This window comes from Streptomyces sp. MK7 (assembly GCF_032658145.1).
Classification (GTDB): domain Bacteria; phylum Actinomycetota; class Actinomycetes; order Streptomycetales; family Streptomycetaceae; genus Streptomyces; species Streptomyces spiralis.
Genome location: NZ_JAVACL010000014.1, coordinates 95,763 through 112,533 on the forward strand (window position 1 = coordinate 95,763; position 16,771 = coordinate 112,533).

General features: G+C 72.2%; 14 protein-coding genes. 6 read left to right on the top strand and 8 right to left on the bottom strand.

Annotation, left to right across the window (positions count from 1 at the left end):
- The first annotated feature begins 63 nt into the window (after window positions 1-63).
- The 4 genes from R2S09_RS17950 to R2S09_RS17965 all read left to right on the top strand — a co-directional run bounded on the left by R2S09_RS17950 (window position 64) and on the right by R2S09_RS17965 (window position 4,678).
- The gene (locus R2S09_RS17950) at window positions 64-1,308 is read left to right on the top strand and encodes a low temperature requirement protein A (RefSeq protein WP_316742014.1); all 1,245 of its coding nucleotides are present in this window, start codon (window positions 64-66) and stop codon (window positions 1,306-1,308) included.
- 31 nt (window positions 1,309-1,339) lie between these two features.
- Window positions 1,340-2,371: a P1 family peptidase gene (locus tag R2S09_RS17955; RefSeq protein WP_316742016.1), complete on the top strand. Its 1,032-nt coding sequence runs from the start codon at window positions 1,340-1,342 to the stop codon at window positions 2,369-2,371.
- Between the two features lie 153 nt (window positions 2,372-2,524).
- Window positions 2,525-3,730 carry an Ig-like domain-containing protein gene (locus tag R2S09_RS17960; protein ID WP_306185775.1) on the top strand — a complete coding sequence of 402 codons (1,206 nt, stop codon included), beginning with the start codon at window positions 2,525-2,527 and terminating at the stop codon, window positions 3,728-3,730.
- Between the two features lie 201 nt (window positions 3,731-3,931).
- Complete coding sequence (locus R2S09_RS17965) at window positions 3,932-4,678, top strand: DUF6227 family protein (protein ID WP_306185772.1); 747 nt, start codon at window positions 3,932-3,934, stop codon at window positions 4,676-4,678.
- A gap of 56 nt (window positions 4,679-4,734) precedes the next feature.
- Here the strand turns inward: R2S09_RS17965 and R2S09_RS17970 are convergent, their stop codons facing one another.
- From R2S09_RS17970 to R2S09_RS17990, 5 genes are all read right to left on the bottom strand, one after another.
- Window positions 4,735-4,989: a hypothetical protein gene (locus tag R2S09_RS17970; RefSeq protein WP_306185770.1), complete on the bottom strand. Its 255-nt coding sequence runs from the start codon at window positions 4,987-4,989 to the stop codon at window positions 4,735-4,737.
- 110 nt (window positions 4,990-5,099) lie between these two features.
- Window positions 5,100-7,232 (bottom strand): fructose-specific PTS transporter subunit EIIC, encoded by a 2,133-nt coding sequence (locus R2S09_RS17975; RefSeq protein WP_306185769.1) that lies wholly within the window; start codon window positions 7,230-7,232, stop codon window positions 5,100-5,102.
- A 157-nt stretch (window positions 7,233-7,389) separates the two neighbouring features.
- Window positions 7,390-8,337 carry a 1-phosphofructokinase gene (gene pfkB / locus R2S09_RS17980; protein WP_306185767.1) on the bottom strand — a complete coding sequence of 316 codons (948 nt, stop codon included), beginning with the start codon at window positions 8,335-8,337 and terminating at the stop codon, window positions 7,390-7,392.
- Window positions 8,334-9,095 (bottom strand): DeoR/GlpR family DNA-binding transcription regulator, encoded by a 762-nt coding sequence (locus R2S09_RS17985; protein ID WP_189899754.1) that lies wholly within the window; start codon window positions 9,093-9,095, stop codon window positions 8,334-8,336. The genes pfkB and R2S09_RS17985 overlap by 4 nt, the downstream gene beginning before the upstream one ends.
- Window positions 9,096-9,449: 354 nt before the next feature.
- Window positions 9,450-10,982, bottom strand: a complete 1,533-nt coding sequence (locus R2S09_RS17990) for an MFS transporter (protein ID WP_316742019.1) — start codon at window positions 10,980-10,982, stop codon at window positions 9,450-9,452.
- A 63-nt stretch (window positions 10,983-11,045) separates the two neighbouring features.
- On the opposite strand from R2S09_RS17990, the gene R2S09_RS17995 reads away from it, so the two are divergent.
- A complete protein-coding gene (locus R2S09_RS17995; protein WP_306185761.1) occupies window positions 11,046-12,026 on the top strand; it encodes a YafY family protein in 981 nt (326 codons plus the stop codon).
- Window positions 12,027-12,274: 248 nt separating this feature from the next.
- Here the strand turns inward: R2S09_RS17995 and R2S09_RS18000 are convergent, their stop codons facing one another.
- From R2S09_RS18000 to R2S09_RS18010, 3 genes are all read right to left on the bottom strand, one after another.
- A complete protein-coding gene (locus R2S09_RS18000) occupies window positions 12,275-12,928 on the bottom strand; it encodes a TetR/AcrR family transcriptional regulator (protein WP_399144097.1) in 654 nt (217 codons plus the stop codon).
- A 786-nt stretch (window positions 12,929-13,714) separates the two neighbouring features.
- Window positions 13,715-14,713 carry an RNA polymerase sigma factor RpoD/SigA gene (locus R2S09_RS18005; protein WP_306185758.1) on the bottom strand — a complete coding sequence of 333 codons (999 nt, stop codon included), beginning with the start codon at window positions 14,711-14,713 and terminating at the stop codon, window positions 13,715-13,717.
- Between the two features lie 569 nt (window positions 14,714-15,282).
- Entirely contained in the window at window positions 15,283-16,074 is a 792-nt protein-coding gene (locus tag R2S09_RS18010; protein WP_306185757.1) for a dioxygenase, read from the bottom strand.
- Between the two features lie 140 nt (window positions 16,075-16,214).
- Here R2S09_RS18010 and R2S09_RS18015 point away from each other — a divergent pair, with 140 nt between their 5' ends.
- Window positions 16,215-16,760 (top strand): MarR family transcriptional regulator, encoded by a 546-nt coding sequence (locus R2S09_RS18015; protein ID WP_316742022.1) that lies wholly within the window; start codon window positions 16,215-16,217, stop codon window positions 16,758-16,760.
- The last annotated feature ends 11 nt before the right edge of the window (window positions 16,761-16,771 follow it).

The window sequence follows — 16,771 nt, forward strand, 5'->3', positions numbered from 1 at the left end:
ACGGTGACCGGCGCGGACGGTCGGCCCGGGCAATCCCGGTCGCTTTCTGCTGTGCTGGGAGCCATGACGTCCAGTTCCGACTCCGCTCCGGAAACCGCCCCCACCACGCCTTCCCACGTCCGCCGTCCGCTGCGCCCGCTGACCGCGCGCGGACGCCACGAGGCGCACCGGGTCGCCACCTCGCTGGAGCTCTTCTTCGACCTGTGTTTCGTGGTGGCCGTCTCCCAGGCGGGCGTGCAGTTGGTGCACGCCGTGGTCGAGGGCCGGGCGGGCCACGGCATCCTGAACTACGCCATGGCGTTCTTCGCCATCTGGTGGGCCTGGATGAACTTCTCGTGGTTCGCCTCCGCCTACGACAACGACGACGTGCTCTACCGGCTCGTCACCCTGGTGCAGATCGCCGGTGTGCTGGTGCTGGCCGCGGGAGTCTCGCGGGCGTTCACGCAGCACGACTTCCTCCTGGTGTGGCTCGGCTATGTGATCATGCGGCTGGCGATGGCCTTCCAGTGGCTGCGGGCCGCGCGGTGGGCGGAGGGCCCGGAGAAGCACATGGCACGGCGGTACGCGGCCGGGGTGCTGCTGTGCCAGGTCGGCTGGCTGGGGCTGGTGGTGCTGCCGGAGCCGGCCCGGCCTTGGGTGTTCCTGGTGATGGCGATCGCGGAGCTGTCCGTGCCGCTGATCGCGGAGAGGGCGTGGGCCACCTCCTGGCATCCGCATCACATCGCCGAGCGGTACGGGCTGTTCACCATCATCGTGCTGGGCGAGACCATCGCGGCGGCGACGATCGCGGTGAAGTCGGCCGCGGACGAGCACAGGGCGCTGGCCGACCTGCTGCCGATCGCGGCGGGCGGTCTGCTGATCGTCTTCTCCGCCTGGTGGATCTACTTCGTGGTGCCGATCCACGGGCATCTGCGCTCCAACCGGGAGTCGTTCCTGTGGGGTTACGGCCACTGTGTGATCTTCGCCTCGGCGGCGGCGATCGGCGCGGGGCTGGAGGTGGCCGTCGAGCAGGTGGTCGGCAAGACCCATCTGTCGGCCCTTGCGGCGTCGGCGGCCGTGACCCTCCCGACGGCGCTGTATCTGCTCACCGTGTGGGTGCTGCACTCGCGGTACTTCAAGGTGGGCATCGCCCAGCAGATGGTGCTGCCCGCCACGGCCCTGCTGGTGATCTGCTGCACGTTCCTGGGTGACTGGGCGGTTTTCGCGGCGGGCATCGTCTCGGCGCTCTCGGTGGCGACGGGTGTGGCCCTGACGGGCCGGAAGACCGCGGGAAGGGACGCGGGCCGTTCGGCGGAACAGGCGGCATGACGCCCCGCCAGGTCCGGGGAGACTGACTCCCATGACGGTTGACGCTCTGACAGATGTCCCCGGCCTGCGGGTGGGCCACGCCACGCGCAGGGGTGGCGGGTGGCTCACCGGGACGACGGTCGTGCTCGCACCGGAGGGCGGAGCCGTCGCCGCGGTGGACGTGCGCGGCGGCGGGCCCGGCACCAAGGAGACCGACGCCCTCGATCCGCGCAACCTGGTGCGGAGGGTGGAGGCGGTGGTGCTGACCGGCGGCAGCGCGTACGGGCTGGACGCGGCCTCGGGGGTGATGGCCTGGCTGGAGGAGCGGGGCCGCGGGGTGCGGGTAGGACCGGATCCCTCCCATGTCGTGCCGGTCGTTCCCGCCGCCTGCGTGTTCGACCTGGGCCAGGGAGGCGACTTCCGGGCCCGGCCGGACGCGGCCACCGGGCGTGAGGCGGTGGAGGCCGCCGCCGCGAGCGAGCCGGGCGGGCCCGTGCCGGAGGGATGCGTCGGCGCCGGAACGGGAGCGACCGTGGGCCCCGTCAAGGGCGGGGTCGGCACGGCGAGCACGGTGCTCGCCTCGGGCGTCACGGTGGCGGCACTGGTGGTGGCCAACGCGGCCGGTTCGGCGGTGGACCCGGAAACGGGGGTGCTCTACGGGGACTTGTTCCAGGGCCGGGCCGCCTACCCCGACGCCGGGGTGCACGAGACGGCGCGCCGGCGGCTGGCCGAGGCCGCCGCGCGCAACGCACCACCCCCGCTGAACACGACGCTCGCGGTGGTCGCCACCGACGCTGATCTGTCCAAGGCGCAGGCGCAGAAGCTCGCCGGCACGGCCCACGACGGCATAGCCCGTGCCGTACGGCCGGTACACCTGCTCAACGACGGCGACACGGTGTTCGCCCTGTCCACCGGGGCCCGCCCGCTCGCGCCCGGCCGGCCCCTCGCCCTCAACGACATCCTCGCCGCCGGCGCGGACACCGTCACCCGCGCGATCGTACGAGCCGTCCGCGCGGCCGAGCCGGTCCACACCCCGGCCGGGAGCTGGCCGTCCTACGGCGAGCTGTACGACCGCGCCCGCTGAAGCCGCGGGCCGGGGATTGTCGCGGTTCTGTCACCGTGAGGGTTTCCGCGCGGGCGGCGGGAACCCCGTGACGGCCCGTCGGCCTCTTCACCGACGCACTGCAGCGAACCACGCACCCGACACCACCTGGAGAAGCCCGTGACAAGGCCGGACATGACAGCGCGGCGCGTACTGGGGGCCTGTGCCGCCCTGGTGGTCGGCACCCTCACCCTCACCGGATGCGGCGGCGACGCCAAGGCCAGCGACGACGGCCGCGGCGGCGGCAAGGACGAGCCGAAGACGTCCACCGCGAAGATCGCCATCTCGGCGCAGGACGGCTCGACCGGTGCGTCGATCAACACCACCGGGGTGAAGGTCAGCGGCGGCAGGCTGACCGAGGTGAGGATGACCGTGGCGGGGTCGGGGCAGACCGTTCCCGGTGCGATCTCCGCGGACGGTGCCGGCTGGAAGCCGAAGGAGCAGCTGGAGCGCGGGACGAAGTACCAGATCTCGGCGACCGCGAAGGACGCGGACGGCCGTACGGCCGCCGCCAACTCCATCTTCACCACCGTCACCACGGCCAACAGCTTCATCGGCACCTACACGCCGGACAACGGCACGACGGTCGGCGCCGGCATGCCCGTGAAGTTCGTCTTCGACAAGCCGATCACCGACAGGAAGACCGTCCAGTCGCACATCACGGTCACCTCCAGCACCGGCCAGCGGGTGGTCGGCCACTGGTTCGGCTCGCAGCGGCTCGACTTCCGCCCCGAGGACTACTGGAAGGCCGGTTCCAAGGTCACGATGAAGATCGACCTGGACGGCGTGCAGGGCGCGAACGGCGTCTACGGTGTACAGAAGAAGACCGTGACCTTCACCGTCGGCCGCTCGCAGATCTCCACGGTGGACGTGAACACGCAGACCATGACGGTGGTCCAGGACGGGCGGACCGTCAAGACGATCCCGGTGTCCACCGGCAGCCCGGAGCACACCACGTACAACGGCAAGATGGTGATCTCGGAGAAGTTCCTCCAGACGCGCATGGACAGCCGGACGGTCAACCTGGGCGGCGAGTACAACATCCCGGACGTGCCGCACGCCATGCGCCTGACGGACAGCGGCACCTTCATCCACGGCAACTACTGGTACAACCACGGCAGTCCGCCCTTCGGCCGGGAGGGCACCAGCCACGGCTGCGTCGGGATGGCGGACGTGCAGGGCGGACAGGGCGACACCAACGCCAAGTGGTTCTACGACCACTCGCTCATCGGTGACGTCGTGATCGTGAAGAACTCCCCCGACAAGACCGTCGCCCCGGACAACGGCCTCAACGGCTGGAACATGTCCTGGAGCGAGTGGACCGCCGGCAGCGCCCTCTGACCGGTCCGGCCCACGACACCCCGGCCACGCCAACGGGCCTGTGAGCAGCGGATTCTGACGGTACGGCGGACCGCGCGGGAACTTCTCGCGCGGCCCGCCCGTTTTTCCACCGTACGTTTTCTCGGTTCCCGGACATGATGTCCGACCGAGGGGCTACGGTATGCACCCACAAGGTGACATGCAGCGACGCCGGGAGAAACCTTGAGCGTTCCGTACGAGACGACAGCGTACGAACCACGCGAGTCGCCGGAGTCCTTGGAGGAGCATCTCGCGCGGCTCCTCGGCCGTGCGCTGAACTCCTTCGAGCTGCCCGACGAGACGATACGGCACCTGGACTGCGCGCTGGCGTACGACAGCTCGCTGTACTCCGCGCACCACAGCGCGGGACTGCACCGCGAGACGTACCGGCACACCTGGCTGCTGGCCGACGCCTCGGCGCTCACCCTCTGGGAGCTGGTGCACAACACCGCGCCCGGCAGCGAGCCGCAGCACGAGCTGTACGTCGACGAGGAGGAGCTGCGCACGGCCACCGCCCGGCTGCCGTTTCCGCCGGACAACCCGGAGCTGGACCTGCCGGTGCTGGTGCAGCTGTCGCCGCTGCCCGAGTCCCGGCACGCGTACACCCCGGAGGACTCGGCCGACCACGCGCGCCGTCTGCTGCGGCGCGCGGAGAACACGGACCGGCCGGGCCCGGACGTCGCCGCCCGGCTGGCCACGGCGTCCGGGCACCAGATCACGCAGGCGTTCGGCCGCCCCTGCCGCACGCGCCGCGCCGGACTGTGCTTCTCCCTCTACGAGCACGCGTTCCTGCTGAGCGACGGCGTGGAGATCTCCCTGTGGGAGGTCGAGCACACGGCGACCCCGGACGGCCGCCACATGTGCGAGGTGTACGTGACGGAAGACGCCGCCCGGGACGCGATGGAGCGCCGGGCGGCGCAGGTGCCGTAGGCGAGGCGGCGGGGCGGGCCGGGCGGCGCAGGTGCCGCGGGCGGGCCCGGGCGCCGTCAGCGGCCGTCGTCGAGTTGCCGCATCAGGCCGGCGAAGGCGGCCCGTTCGGCCGGGGTCAGCTCGACGTACTCCCGGTGGGGACCCGAGCCGCGCTGGGACGGGAGGGCCGGCAGGCCCGGGACACGATGCCGTCGACGGATCTCGAACTGCAGGCCGAAGCGGTAGCCGGCAAGGCCGATGGCGCAGACGGTGACCAGCACGGCGGGGAGGACCACACCGAACCAGACCAGGATCGAGACGTGCTCAGGCATGTCTCCAAGTGAACACCACGGTCCGGGACGTTGGCCCCGGACCGTGACGCATCTCGCAAGTGACCTGAACTACTCACAGCACCCCAAAGGGGCGGTGAGCGTGGCCGCCGTCAGGCCGCCACCGGCTGCTCGCGCCCCGCCGACGCGGCCTGCGCGCCCTCGCCCGCGTCCTCGCCGCCCGCCCCGGCCGCCGCGCCCGGCGCGGGCTTGCGCAGGGTCTTGAGGGCGACCACCAGCGCGGTCGTCACGCACATGCCCGCCGCGATGGCGATCAGGTACAGGAACGGGTTGCCGATCAGCGGGACCACGAAGATGCCGCCGTGCGGGGCGCGCAGCGTCGCGCCGAAGGCCATCGACAGGGCGCCGGTGAGCGCGCCGCCGACCATGGAAGCGGGGATGACCCGCAGCGGGTCGGCCGCCGCGAACGGGATCGCGCCCTCGGAGATGAAGGAGGCGCCCAGAACCCAGGCGGCCTTGCCGTTCTCCCGCTCGGCCCGGGTAAAGAGCCGGCCGCGCACGGTGGTGGCCAGGGCCATCCCCAGCGGCGGCACCATGCCGGCCGCCATCACCGCGGCCATGATCTTCATCGCGGAGTCGCTCGGGTTGGAGACCGCGATACCGGCGGTGGCGAAGGTGTACGCGACCTTGTTGACCGGTCCGCCGAGGTCGAAGCACATCATCAGGCCGAGCAGCGCGCCGAGCAGGACGGCGTTGGTGCCGGTGAGACCGTTCAGCCAGTCGGTCATGCCCTTCTGGGCGGAGGCGATGGGCTTGCCGACCACGACGAACATCAGGAAACCGACGATCGCCGAGGAGATCAGCGGGATCACCACCACGGGCATGATGCCGCGCAACGCCGGGGGGATGCCGACCCGTTGGATCGCCATCACCACGCCACCGGCGAGCAGACCCGCCACCAGGCCGCCGAGGAAGCCGGCGTTGACGGTGAGGGCGATCGAGCCGCCGACGAAACCGGGGACGAGACCGGGCCGATCGGCCATGCCGTAGGCGATGTAGCCCGCCAGGACCGGGACCAGGAAGCCGAAGGACACGACGCCGATCTGGAAGAGCAGCGCGGCCCAGCTGTCACCCTGGGTCCACACGAAGTGGTCCATGACCGACGGCGCCTTGTTGATCTTGTAGCCGCCGATCGCGAAGCCCAGGGCGATCAGCAGACCGCCCGCCGCGACGAAGGGCACCATGTAACTGACGCCCGACATGAGCCACTTGCGCAGCTTCGTGCCGTAGCCCTCGCCCGACTCACCGGCCCGCTCGACCGGCGTGCCACCCGGCGCCGCCGCCGAGGTCACCTCGCCGCGCGCGGCCTTCCGGCGGACCTCGCCGATCAGTTCGCCGGGCCGGTTGATGCCCGCCTTGACGCCGACGTCGACGGTCGGCTTCCCGGCGAAGCGGTCCTTGTCCCGTACGGGGACGTCATGGGCGAAGATCACACCGTCCGCCGCCGCGATCACGGCCGGGTCGAGCCGGGTGAAACCGGCCGAGCCCTGGGTCTCGACGACCACCTCGACACCCGCCTCACGGCCGGCGTTCTCCAGCGACTCGGCGGCCATGTAGGTGTGCGCGATGCCGGTGGGGCAGGAGGTGACGGCGACGATCCGGAACGGCCGCTCCGCGCCGGCTGGCGCGGCGGCATCCGGTGCCGTGGGTGCCGCCGGTGTGGTGGTGCCCGCCGCGGCGCCGGGAGAGGCCGCCCCTGACGCCGCGGCGGTGTCTTCGGAGGTGCCGGACGTGTCCCCGGACACCTGTGCGCTCTCGCTCCGGGCGGCCGCCTCGGCCGGAGTCTCGTCCCCGCGGATGAGCGCCGCCGCGGTCGCCGCGTCGCCCGCCGACCGCAGCGCGCCGGTGAACTGAGCGTTCATCAGCTGCCGGGCCAGCGAGGACAGGATCGTCAGATGGGCGTCGTCGGCACCGGCCGGAGCGGCGATCAGGAAGATCAGGTCGGCGGGCCCGTCCGGCGCGCCGAAGTCGATCCCGGCGGCGCTGCGCCCGAAGGCGAGCGTCGGCTCGGTGACATGGGTGCTGCGGCAGTGCGGGATGCCGATGCCGCCGTCGAGGCCGGTCGGCATCTGCGCCTCACGGGCGGCCACGTCGGCGAGGAAGCCCTCCAGATCGGTCACCCGGCCACGGGCCACCATCCGCTCGGCGAGGGCGCGCGCCGCGGCTTCCTTCGTGTCGGCGGACAGGTCGAGGTCGACCAGATCCGCGGTGATCATCTCGCTCATCGCGGGCTCCTTAGCACGCGTATCGCCCGGTGGGCGGGGTGGGGACGGGGTGGAGACAGGAGTGGGAGCAGGGGGTGGGAGAGGGGGGTACGGGTGAGGGCGCGGACGGGAAGGGGCACGGGGGCCGAGGCGCGGCAGGGGCCCGGGGCGGGGGCGGTCATGACACCGGCTCCGTCAGAGCACGGTCCACCGGCACCTCGGCCGTGACCGTGACCGCCGCCGGGTCCAGGTCGGCGGGGGTCGGCATCACGCTGCCGGGCAGCCGTACGGCGGCGGCGCCGTGGGCGACGGCGGAGGCCAGGGCCTGAGAACCGGTGCCGCCCGCGATCAGGAAGCCGGCGAGCGAGGAGTCGCCGGCGCCGACGTTGCTGCGGACGGCGTCGACCAGCGCGCTGCCGTACCAGGCGCCCGAGCCGTCCACGAGCAGCTGCCCGTCGGCACCCAGGCTGGCCAGCACGGCGCGCGCGCCCAGCCCGCGCAGCTCCTCGGCCGCCTTCAGCGCGTCGCCCACCGTCGCCAGGGGGCGTCCGACGGCCTCGGCGAGTTCCTCGGCGTTCGGCTTGACCACGTCCGGGCCCTCACGCAGCGCCTGCAGCAGGGCGGGGCCGGAGGTGTCCAGGGCGATGCGTACCCCGACGGCGTGCGCCCGCGCGACCAGGTCGGCGTACCAGGACGGCGCGAGCCCGCGCGGCAGACTGCCGCAGCAGGCGATCCAGTCGGCGCCGCGCGACTGCCGCCGCACGGTCTCCAGCAGCAGCTCCTGCTCCTCGGCCGACAGCTGCGGGCCGGGTGCGTTGATCTTCGTCAGGACTCCGTCGGACTCGGCGAGCGCGATGTTGGAGCGGGTGGCCCCGGCGACCGGGACCGGAGCGACCTCGATGCCCTGCGCGTCGAGCAGTTCGGCGACGAGGGCGCCCGGCGCACCGCCCAGGGGCAGTACGGCGACCGTGCGCTGTCCGGCGGCCGTTACGGCCCGCGAGACGTTCACGCCCTTGCCTCCCGGGTCCACACGCTCGCCGGTGGCCCGGACGACCTCGCCTCGGTCGAGGGAGGGCACCTCGTAGGTGCGGTCCAGGGACGGGTTGGGGGTGACGGTGACGATCATGCGCGTACTACTTCCGTGCCGCCACGCTCGATGACGGCGGCATCCTCGGGGCTCAACCCGCTGTCGGTGATCAGCAGGTCCACATCGCTCAGGTCACCGAAGCGGGCGAAGTGCTCCTGGCCGTGCTTGGTGGAGTCGGCGAGCAGCACCACGCGGCGGGCGGCGGCGATCGCCGCGCGCTTCACCGCGGCCTCGGCGAGGTCGGGGGTGGTCAGACCGTGTTCGGCGGAGTAGCCGTTGGCGGCCACGAACAGCACGTCGGCGCGGATCTCGCCGTAGGCCCGCAGCGCCCAGGCGTCCACGGCGGCCCGCGTACGGTGCCGTACGCGGCCGCCGACCAGGTGGAGCTGGAGGCCGGGGTGGTCGGCGAGGCGGGCCGCGATGGGCAGGGAGTGCGTGACGACGGTGAGCTCGGCCTCCAGGGGCAGGGCGGCGGCCAGGCGGGCCACCGTGGTGCCGGCGTCGAGGATCAGCGTGCCCTCGGTGGGCAGTTCGGCCAGGGCCGCCTTGACGATGCGGTCCTTCTCGTCGGCCGCCGTGGACTCGCGCTCGGTCAGATCCGGCTCGAAGTCGAGGCGGCCGACCGGAATCGCACCGCCGTGCACCCGGCGCAGCAGGCCGGCCCGGTCGAGGGCCTTCAGATCGCGGCGGATCGTCTCCGCCGTCACCTGGAACTCCTCGGCGAGCGACACGACGTCGACCCGGCCGCCGTCACGGGCGAGGCGGAGGATCTCCTGCTGTCGCTCGGGTGCGTACATGTCCGTTTACCTCCGACCGATGCCCGAACCTGTGGTTTCGCCCTGAGGCTACGCCCGGATTTCCGGAAAGTAAACAGGTTCGGGCCAGGAACAGGCGCGATCGGACTTCGAGTGGGCGTCCGGTCGGACATCCGGTGCCACGGCCCGTATACGGCACGGGGCAGCCGCGTACGACCGGCGCCCGGGTACGGCGCGGGAGCAGCCACGTACGCCCGACGACCGGGGACGACATGGGAACAGCCCCGTACGACCGACGACCTCGTACGACATGGGGCAGCTGCGTACGACCGACGACCGCGTACGGCAAAGAGCCCGGTACCGCGATCGGTACCGGGCCCTCTCCACCGGAGGTGCTCAGCCGACGAGCTCCGGCTCCGACTTCGACTCCCGGGTCCGGTCGGCGGGCTGCTCACCGGCGCCCTCGACATGCTGGGCCGGGCGCTTGGGCAGGGCGGCCATCAGGGCGAAGATGACGACCAGCACCGCGGCCACCCAGAGCAGCGCGTGCCGGAAGGCGCCGACGAAGGCCGGGCCGACCTGGGCCGGGGTCAGCCGGTCCCCGATCTCCCCGAAGAACACCACCGACACCAGGCCGAGCCCCAGCGCGTTGCCCATCTGCTGCACGGTGTTGATCAGATCGGAGGCCGAACCGGCGTGCTCGCGCGGCACCTCCGACAGCACCGCGTCCGTCAGCGGGGCGACGATCAGGCCCATGCCGACGCCCATCACCACCAGGGGAAGCGCCATCTGCCAGGGAGCGACGTGCTGGCCGTACCGCCCGGACTCCCAGACGTAGAGCAGCACGCCGGCCGCCATCAGCAGCGCGCCCGCCTGGAGCACCTTGCGGCCGAAGCGCGGGACCAGCTTCTGCACCGACATCCCGGCCGCCACGGACACCGCGATCGAGAACGGCACCCCGGTCAGGCCCGCCCGCAGCGGACTCCAGCCCAGACCGACCTGCATGTACAGCGTCCAGACCAGGAAGAACACGCCCAGCGCGACACCGAAGACCGTCTGCACCGCGATGCCCGCCGCGAAGCTCTTCACCCGGAACAGCGACAGCTCGACCAGCGGGGAGCCGTCCCGCGCCGCCTTCCGGCGCTCGTACGCCACCAGCGCCGCGAAGACGACCAGGGCGCCCGCCATCGACACATACCCCCACAGCGGCCAGCCCAGCTCGCGGCCCCGGGTCAGCGGGTAGAGCAGCATCAGCAGCCCGAGCGTCACGAGGGCGACCCCGACCAGGTCCAGCTTCAGCGCGCGCGGCGCCTTCGACTCGGTGATGAAGCGGCTGCCGAGGAGGAACGCCACCACGCCGACAGGCAGGTTGATCAGGAAGATCGGCCGCCATTCGAGGCCGAACAGGTTCCACTCGGTGAGCAGCGCGCCGAGCAGCGGGCCGGAGACCGCGCCCAGGCCGACGATCGCGCCGAACAGGCCGAAGACCTTGCCGCGCTCGTGCGCCGGGAAGGTGGCGTGCACGATCGACAGCACCTGCGGGACCATCATCGCCGCCATGCCGCCCTGGAGGATCCGGGAGGCGACCAGCATCTCGGGGTTCGCGGCGAAGCCGCACAGGGCGGAGGCGAGGGTGAAGCCGCCGATGCCGACGAGGAACAGCCGCTTGCGGCCGTGGATGTCGCCGAGCCGGCCGCCGGTGATCAGGCCGGCCGCGAAGGCGAGCGCGTAACCGGCGGTGATCCACTGGATCTGACTGAAGGACGCGCCCGCGTCCCGCTGTATCGAGGGGATCGCGATGTTGACGATCGTGACGTCCACGAGGTCCATGAAGGCCGCGGTCATCACGATCGCCAGCGCGAACCAGCGACGGCGGTCGGCGGTCTGCGCTGCGCTGTCGGGGGAGGTTGTGGTTCCGGTGGAGGCCATGGGCCACAAGCTAGAACCCCTCTAGGTCAGATCATGTCCTAGATATGCGGCATCCTCGTATCCATGACGACGGACACACCGGCCCGGCTGTTCCAGCTCCTCTCGCTGCTGCAGACGCCCCGCGAGTGGCCCGGCGGCGAGCTCGCCGAGCGGCTCGGGGTCTCCCGGCGCACGGTGCGCCGGGACGTCGACCGGCTGCGTGAGCTGGGCTATCCGGTGCAGGCGACCAGGGGCTCGGACGGCGGGTACCGGCTGGTCGCGGGCAAGGCGATGCCGCCCCTGGTGCTCGACGACGAGGAGGCGGTGGCGATCGCGGTCGGGCTGCGGGCGGGGGCCGGGCACGCGATCGAGGGCGTGGACGAGGCCTCGGTGCGGGCGCTGGCGAAGCTGGAGCAGGTGCTGCCGGCCCGACTGCGTCACCGCGTCTCCACCCTTCAGGCCGCGACGACCCCGCTGACCAGCGGTGACGGTGCGAGCGTCGCGCCGGAGACGCTGACCGTCATGGCGTCGGCGATCGCGGGCCGGGAGCGGCTGCGGTTCGCCTACCGGGCCGGCGACGGCACCGCGACGCGCCGGCTGACCGAGCCGTACCGGCTGGTGTCGACCGGACGGCGCTGGTACCTCGTGGCATACGACGTGGACCGGGCGGACTGGCGGACGTTCCGCGTCGACCGGGTGAGCGAGCCGTTCGCGACCGGCGCGCGGTTCGAGCCGCGCGAGCTGCCGACCGGGAACGCGGCCGAGTATCTGCGGCGGTCCATGCAGCGGCGACAGGAGACATACACCTTCTCGGTGGTCTTCGAGGCGTCCGCCGAGGTCGTCGGGGAGCGGCTGCCCGCCTGGCTCGGCACCCCCGAACCACTGGCGGACGGCGGATGCCGGCTGCGGGCCACGGCCGGGGACTCGGTCGAGTGGCTGGCGGTCCGGCTGGCCATGCTCGGCCACCCGTTCACGGTGCAGGAACCGGCGGAACTGGTGGAGTGCGTACGGGCGTTGGGGGCCCGTCTGACGCGCGCCGCGGACGGTGATCCGCGGCGGGCGTGACGATGCCCGCGCGGGGTCACCGGTAGCGAGCGGCCGTGACGATGGCTGGCGCGTGCCGTGGCGGGCATGCAGGTGGCCGGCGGGTGCCCTGGCATGCAGGTGCCCGGCGGGTGCCGTGTCGGGCGTGACGATGGCTGACGGGTGCCGTGGCGAGCGCGCAGGTGCCCGGCGGGTGCCGCGGCGGCCGTGGCGATGCCCGGCGGGCGTGTCAGCAGGTCAGGCGTCCGGTCCGGGACAGGCTCCAGGTCCTAGGCCGGGGCCGGGGGGCCGGGGCCGGGGCCGGTCTCCCAGACGAAGTCCCGCAGGGCCGCGAGGTTGCGCAGGGCCAGCGCGGCCGGGCCCTCCGGGCCGTCCGCGGCCGCGTCTCCGGTGGCCCAGGCCTCCACGGCGACCCGTACGGCGGCACTCGCCACGGCGGCGGAGAAACGGAGCCCCGGAGTGATGGATCCCGCCGTGTCACCGGCCCTGTCATGGGCGGACGCCTCGGCAACGTTGTCGCGGGCGCCCGTCCGGGTCGCCAGCGCCTCCGCCAGTGCCCGTTCCGCGTCACGGCAGACGTCGGCCCACACCTTGCGCACCGCCGGGCTGGTCCCGGCCAGGCGGATAAGGGTACGGACCCACTGCCAGGAGGTGGTCGAGACACCGGTACCGGGAGTCAGGGTGTGGCGCACCGCGTGTGCCAGGGCCTCGGGCACGGGGAGTTCGGCCGGGGCGGCTCGCACCGCGTCCGTCCACCGCTGGGCGCCCGCCGCGTAGAGGGGGGCCACGGCCTCCTCCTTCGTGGCGAAGTAGCGGTAGAAGGTGCGCGGGGCGATGCCGGCGGCCCTGGCGATGTCCTCGGCGCGGGTGGCGCGCAGACCCTGGGTCACGAAGAGGCGGGCCGCCGCTCGGGCGATCTCCATGCGCGTGGCGGCCTTGCGGCGCTCGGTCAGGGAGGAGGGCTTGCCGGGAGCGGGGGTGGAGCTGATCACCTCGGCAGGCTATGCCCGTATGGCAGAATCCGCCATCTGGGCGGGCCACCCCGGGGTTCAGGTCCGGGGTGCCCCGCCTCTCCGGCGCGCCCGCACGCGCCGTCCCGAGAGTCGCCTCGGCCCCTCGGCCACTCGACCCCCCGGGCAGGGGGCGGACAGAAGTAGAGCCGGGCTCCGGCGCCCGGGGGGGGGAGGGCGCCGGAGCCCGGCTCGGGGAAGGTCCCGGCGCCGGGGGGGAGTGCGTCGGGACGTGGCTCATGTGTCAGGGCTCATGCGTCTGAACGTGCTGAGCATGCCGGACGTTCAAACCGCGTTCAAACCGTTCAGGACGTTCGGACGGGCATGACGTTCAGTCGCGGGTGCCGCCGACCGGGAGGCCCCGTCGCGACCGAACTGCTGTGCTCGGGAAGGTATTTCCCGGGGCGCATCCCGTTGAAGCGACGGTACACAGCCATGTTTGCGCTGTCTTTCGCCACCGGGCGTACGCGGTCACGCCCGCCGACGACGAACGCCCCGTCGCACGCCCACTCTCGCATCACAGCCGTCCGCCACTTCACCTGCCGCACGCCGCTCGCGGCGCCCGCCGAACATGCCGCCGCGCCACCATGCCGGGCCGCCGTCACGCCGACCCATCGTCATGCCGGCCCGCCGATCACGACGGCCCGCCGATCACGACGGCCCGTCGTCATGCCGGGCCGTCGCCACGCCGCGCCGCAGTCACGCCGCGGCGTCGAAGCCCGTGTCGCGGGCCAGCTTCTTCAGCTCCAGCAGCGCGTGCTTCTCGATCTGGCGGATGCGCTCGCGGGTCAGGCCGTGCTCCTTGCCGACCTCGGTCAGCGTGCGCTCACGGCCGTCCTCGATGCCGTACCGCATCTTGATGATGGACGCCGTGCGCTGGTCGAGGCGGCCGATCAGGTCGTCGAGCTCCTCGCTGCGCAGCAGGGTCATCACCGACTGCTCGGGCGACACCGCGGAGGTGTCCTCCAGGAGGTCACCGAACTGGGTCTCGCCCTCGTCGTCCACCGACATGTTCAGCGAGACCGGGTCACGGGCCCAGTCGAGCACGTCCGAGACGCGCTCCGGCGTCGCGCCCAGCTCCGCGGCGATCTCCGCGGGCTCCGGGTCGCGGCCGTGCTCGCGGTTGAACTCGCGCTGGACGCGGCGGATGCGGCCCAGTTCCTCCACGAGGTGGACGGGGAGCCGGATGGTACGGGACTGGTCCGCGATCGAACGCGTGATCGCCTGGCGTATCCACCAGGTGGCGTACGTCGAGAACTTGAAGCCCTTGCGGTAGTCGAACTTCTCCACCGCGCGCACCAGACCCGCGTTCCCCTCCTGGATCAGGTCCAGGAGCGGCAGGCCGCTGCGCGGATAGCGACGGGCCACCGCGACGACCAGACGCAGGTTGGAACGGATGAAGACGTCCTTGGCCCGCTCTCCCTCGGCCACCAGGGCCTCGAGCTCCTCACGGGTGGCATCCGCCTTGGACTCCTCGTACCCGTCGAGGATCTGCCGCGCGAACACACCCGCCTCGATGACCTGGGACAGCTCGACCTCCTTGGCGGCGTCGAGCAGCGGTGTACGCGCGATCTCGTCGAGGTACATGCCGACCAGGTCGCGGTCGGCGATCTCGCCGCCGTGGGCGCGAACACTGCCTGCCGCGTCGGCCGTCTCGCCGGTGGCGGACTGACGACGGGCGACGGCACGGGTTGCCATGCGTGCTCCCTTGCGATGGTGGGTCAGCGGGTGGTCCTTCGGACGCTCGGAACTGCCTTCGGAACTCTCCTCGGGTGCCCGGCATCCGATGGGAACAACGACTTGAAACCGGACAGAATTCCCAACCCGCCCCCCAATTTTTCTGATCATGCAGTACCCTGCGGCGCCACAGCGCGCCGACCGCCTCGCCGGCCTCCACGGAACCCCAGGTCAGGGCAGGATCCAGGAGATCCCCTCAGACCCCGGTGGGCCCACCGGTCCGCCCGTGCACGAGGCACCGGTCACACGGATGTCGCAGTCCGCGCCACGATCGCCGCAGCCCACGCCACGGTTCCCGCGTTCGCGCGCCCGCGTGCCCGCGCGTCCCCGCTCGCCGCGGAGAGCGTCACCCTCGACCGCCCTCCACCCTGATGGACGGCCCATAGCGGCGGAAGGTTGCCGCAAACCCGGACTCTCAGGAGATTCCCAGACTCTCCACACCATGGTTGTACGTGCCTCGGGCGCGCATGTTTCAGCCACCCCCGGATCATCGGGCGGCATGGCATGTGGACCAGCCGCGAGCGGGCCTATCAGCCGAACTGAATCGACCGCTTGGCCATTCCCATCCAGAAACCGTCGATCACCGACTTCTGCGCGTCGAGCTCTCCCCCGGCCTCCGCCGCGCCCATGGTCACGAACAGCGGGGCGAAGTGCTCGGTGCGCGGGTGGGCGTAGCGGCCCGCCGGGGCCTTGTCGAGGAAGTCCAGCAGGGCGTCCCAGTCGCGGGCCTCCAGGGCGCGCCGCCCCCAGTCGTCGAACTCCGAGGACCAGCTCGGCACCCCCTTGCCGGCATGGCGCAGCGCGGCCAGGTTGTGGGTGAAGAAGCCGGAGCCGACGATCAGCACGCCCTCGTCGCGCAGCGGCGCGAGCCTGCGCCCGATGTCCATGAGCCGCACGGGATCGAGGGTCGGCATGGACACCTGGAGGACAGGGATGTCGGCAGCGGGGAACATCTCGACGAGCGGGACGTAGGCGCCGTGGTCCAGGCCTCGGTCCGGCACGTCCTGCACGGGCGTGCCGGGGGCGCGCAGCAGTTTGCGCACGCTCTCGGCGAGCTCGGGGGCGCCGGGAGCGGCGTACGTCACCTGGTAGTAGCGCTCGGGGAAGCCCCAGAAGTCGTAGACCAGGGGGACCGTCTCGGTGGCACCGAGGGCCAGCGGGGCCTCCTCCCAGTGGGCGGAGACCACGAGGATCGCCCTGGGGCGGGGCAGATCGGCGGACCAGGCGGCGAGCTGGCCGGGCCAGACGGCGTCGTCCGCGAGCGGCGGGGCGCCATGGCTGAGGTAGAGGGCGGGCATGCGCTCCCGGGCGGTGGCGGACATGGCGGTGGCTCCCTGCGGCAGTTGCTCGAACTTGCTTGAACTCGCTCGAAATCGCTCGAATTGCTTGAACTCTAAAGCTTTACTGGGAAGCATACGCCGAGATAGTTCAAGGTTCAAGGAACACCCCGTAGAGTAAATACATGAACACGGCACCTCCCTCCGGCTCCGCCCCCACGTCGGCCCCCGAGCAGCCCGGCCCCGCCGCTCCGCGCTGGCTCACGGCCGACGAACAGCGCGTCTGGCGTGCCTACCTGCACGCCACCACCCTCCTCGAGGACCACCTCGACCGGCAGCTGCAGCGCGACGCGGGCATGCCGCACATCTACTACGGCCTGCTCGTCAAGCTCGCCGAGTCCCCGCGCCGCCGCCTTCGGATGACCGAGCTGGCCATGCATGCCAAGATCACCCGCTCCCGTCTCTCCCACGCCGTCGCCCGGCTGGAGAAGAACGGCTGGGTACGCCGCGAGGACTGCCCCTCCGACAAGCGGGGCCAGTTCGCCGTGCTGACCGAAGAGGGCCGGGAAGTGCTGCGGAGGACCGCGCCGGGCCATGTGGACGCCGTACGCCAGGCCCTGTTCGACCGGCTGACCCCCGAACAGCAGAAGTCCCTCGGCGAGATCATGCAGATCGTCGCCGAGGGACTTCAGCCGAACGAAGCGGGTGCCGACCTGCCCTGGCTCCGCTGAGCCGCTCACTC

What these genes read in the sequence shown, in the direction of transcription:
- R2S09_RS17950 (WP_316742014.1), top strand. Translation starts at nt 64, where the DNA reads ATGACGTCCAGTTCCGACTCCGCTCCGGAAACCGCCCCCACCACGCCT.
- R2S09_RS17955 (WP_316742016.1), top strand. Translation starts at nt 1,340, where the DNA reads ATGACGGTTGACGCTCTGACAGATGTCCCCGGCCTGCGGGTGGGCCAC.
- R2S09_RS17960 (WP_306185775.1), top strand. Translation starts at nt 2,525, where the DNA reads ATGACAGCGCGGCGCGTACTGGGGGCCTGTGCCGCCCTGGTGGTCGGC.
- R2S09_RS17970 (WP_306185770.1), bottom strand. Translation starts at nt 4,989, where the DNA reads ATGCCTGAGCACGTCTCGATCCTGGTCTGGTTCGGTGTGGTCCTCCCC.
- R2S09_RS17975 (WP_306185769.1), bottom strand. Translation starts at nt 7,232, where the DNA reads ATGAGCGAGATGATCACCGCGGATCTGGTCGACCTCGACCTGTCCGCC.
- pfkB (WP_306185767.1), bottom strand. Translation starts at nt 8,337, where the DNA reads ATGATCGTCACCGTCACCCCCAACCCGTCCCTGGACCGCACCTACGAG.
- R2S09_RS17985 (WP_189899754.1), bottom strand. Translation starts at nt 9,095, where the DNA reads ATGTACGCACCCGAGCGACAGCAGGAGATCCTCCGCCTCGCCCGTGAC.
- R2S09_RS17990 (WP_316742019.1), bottom strand. Translation starts at nt 10,982, where the DNA reads ATGGCCTCCACCGGAACCACAACCTCCCCCGACAGCGCAGCGCAGACC.
- R2S09_RS17995 (WP_306185761.1), top strand. Translation starts at nt 11,046, where the DNA reads ATGACGACGGACACACCGGCCCGGCTGTTCCAGCTCCTCTCGCTGCTG.
- R2S09_RS18000 (WP_399144097.1), bottom strand. Translation starts at nt 12,928, where the DNA reads ATGGAGATCGCCCGAGCGGCGGCCCGCCTCTTCGTGACCCAGGGTCTG.
- R2S09_RS18005 (WP_306185758.1), bottom strand. Translation starts at nt 14,713, where the DNA reads ATGGCAACCCGTGCCGTCGCCCGTCGTCAGTCCGCCACCGGCGAGACG.
- R2S09_RS18010 (WP_306185757.1), bottom strand. Translation starts at nt 16,074, where the DNA reads ATGTCCGCCACCGCCCGGGAGCGCATGCCCGCCCTCTACCTCAGCCAT.
- R2S09_RS18015 (WP_316742022.1), top strand. Translation starts at nt 16,215, where the DNA reads ATGAACACGGCACCTCCCTCCGGCTCCGCCCCCACGTCGGCCCCCGAG.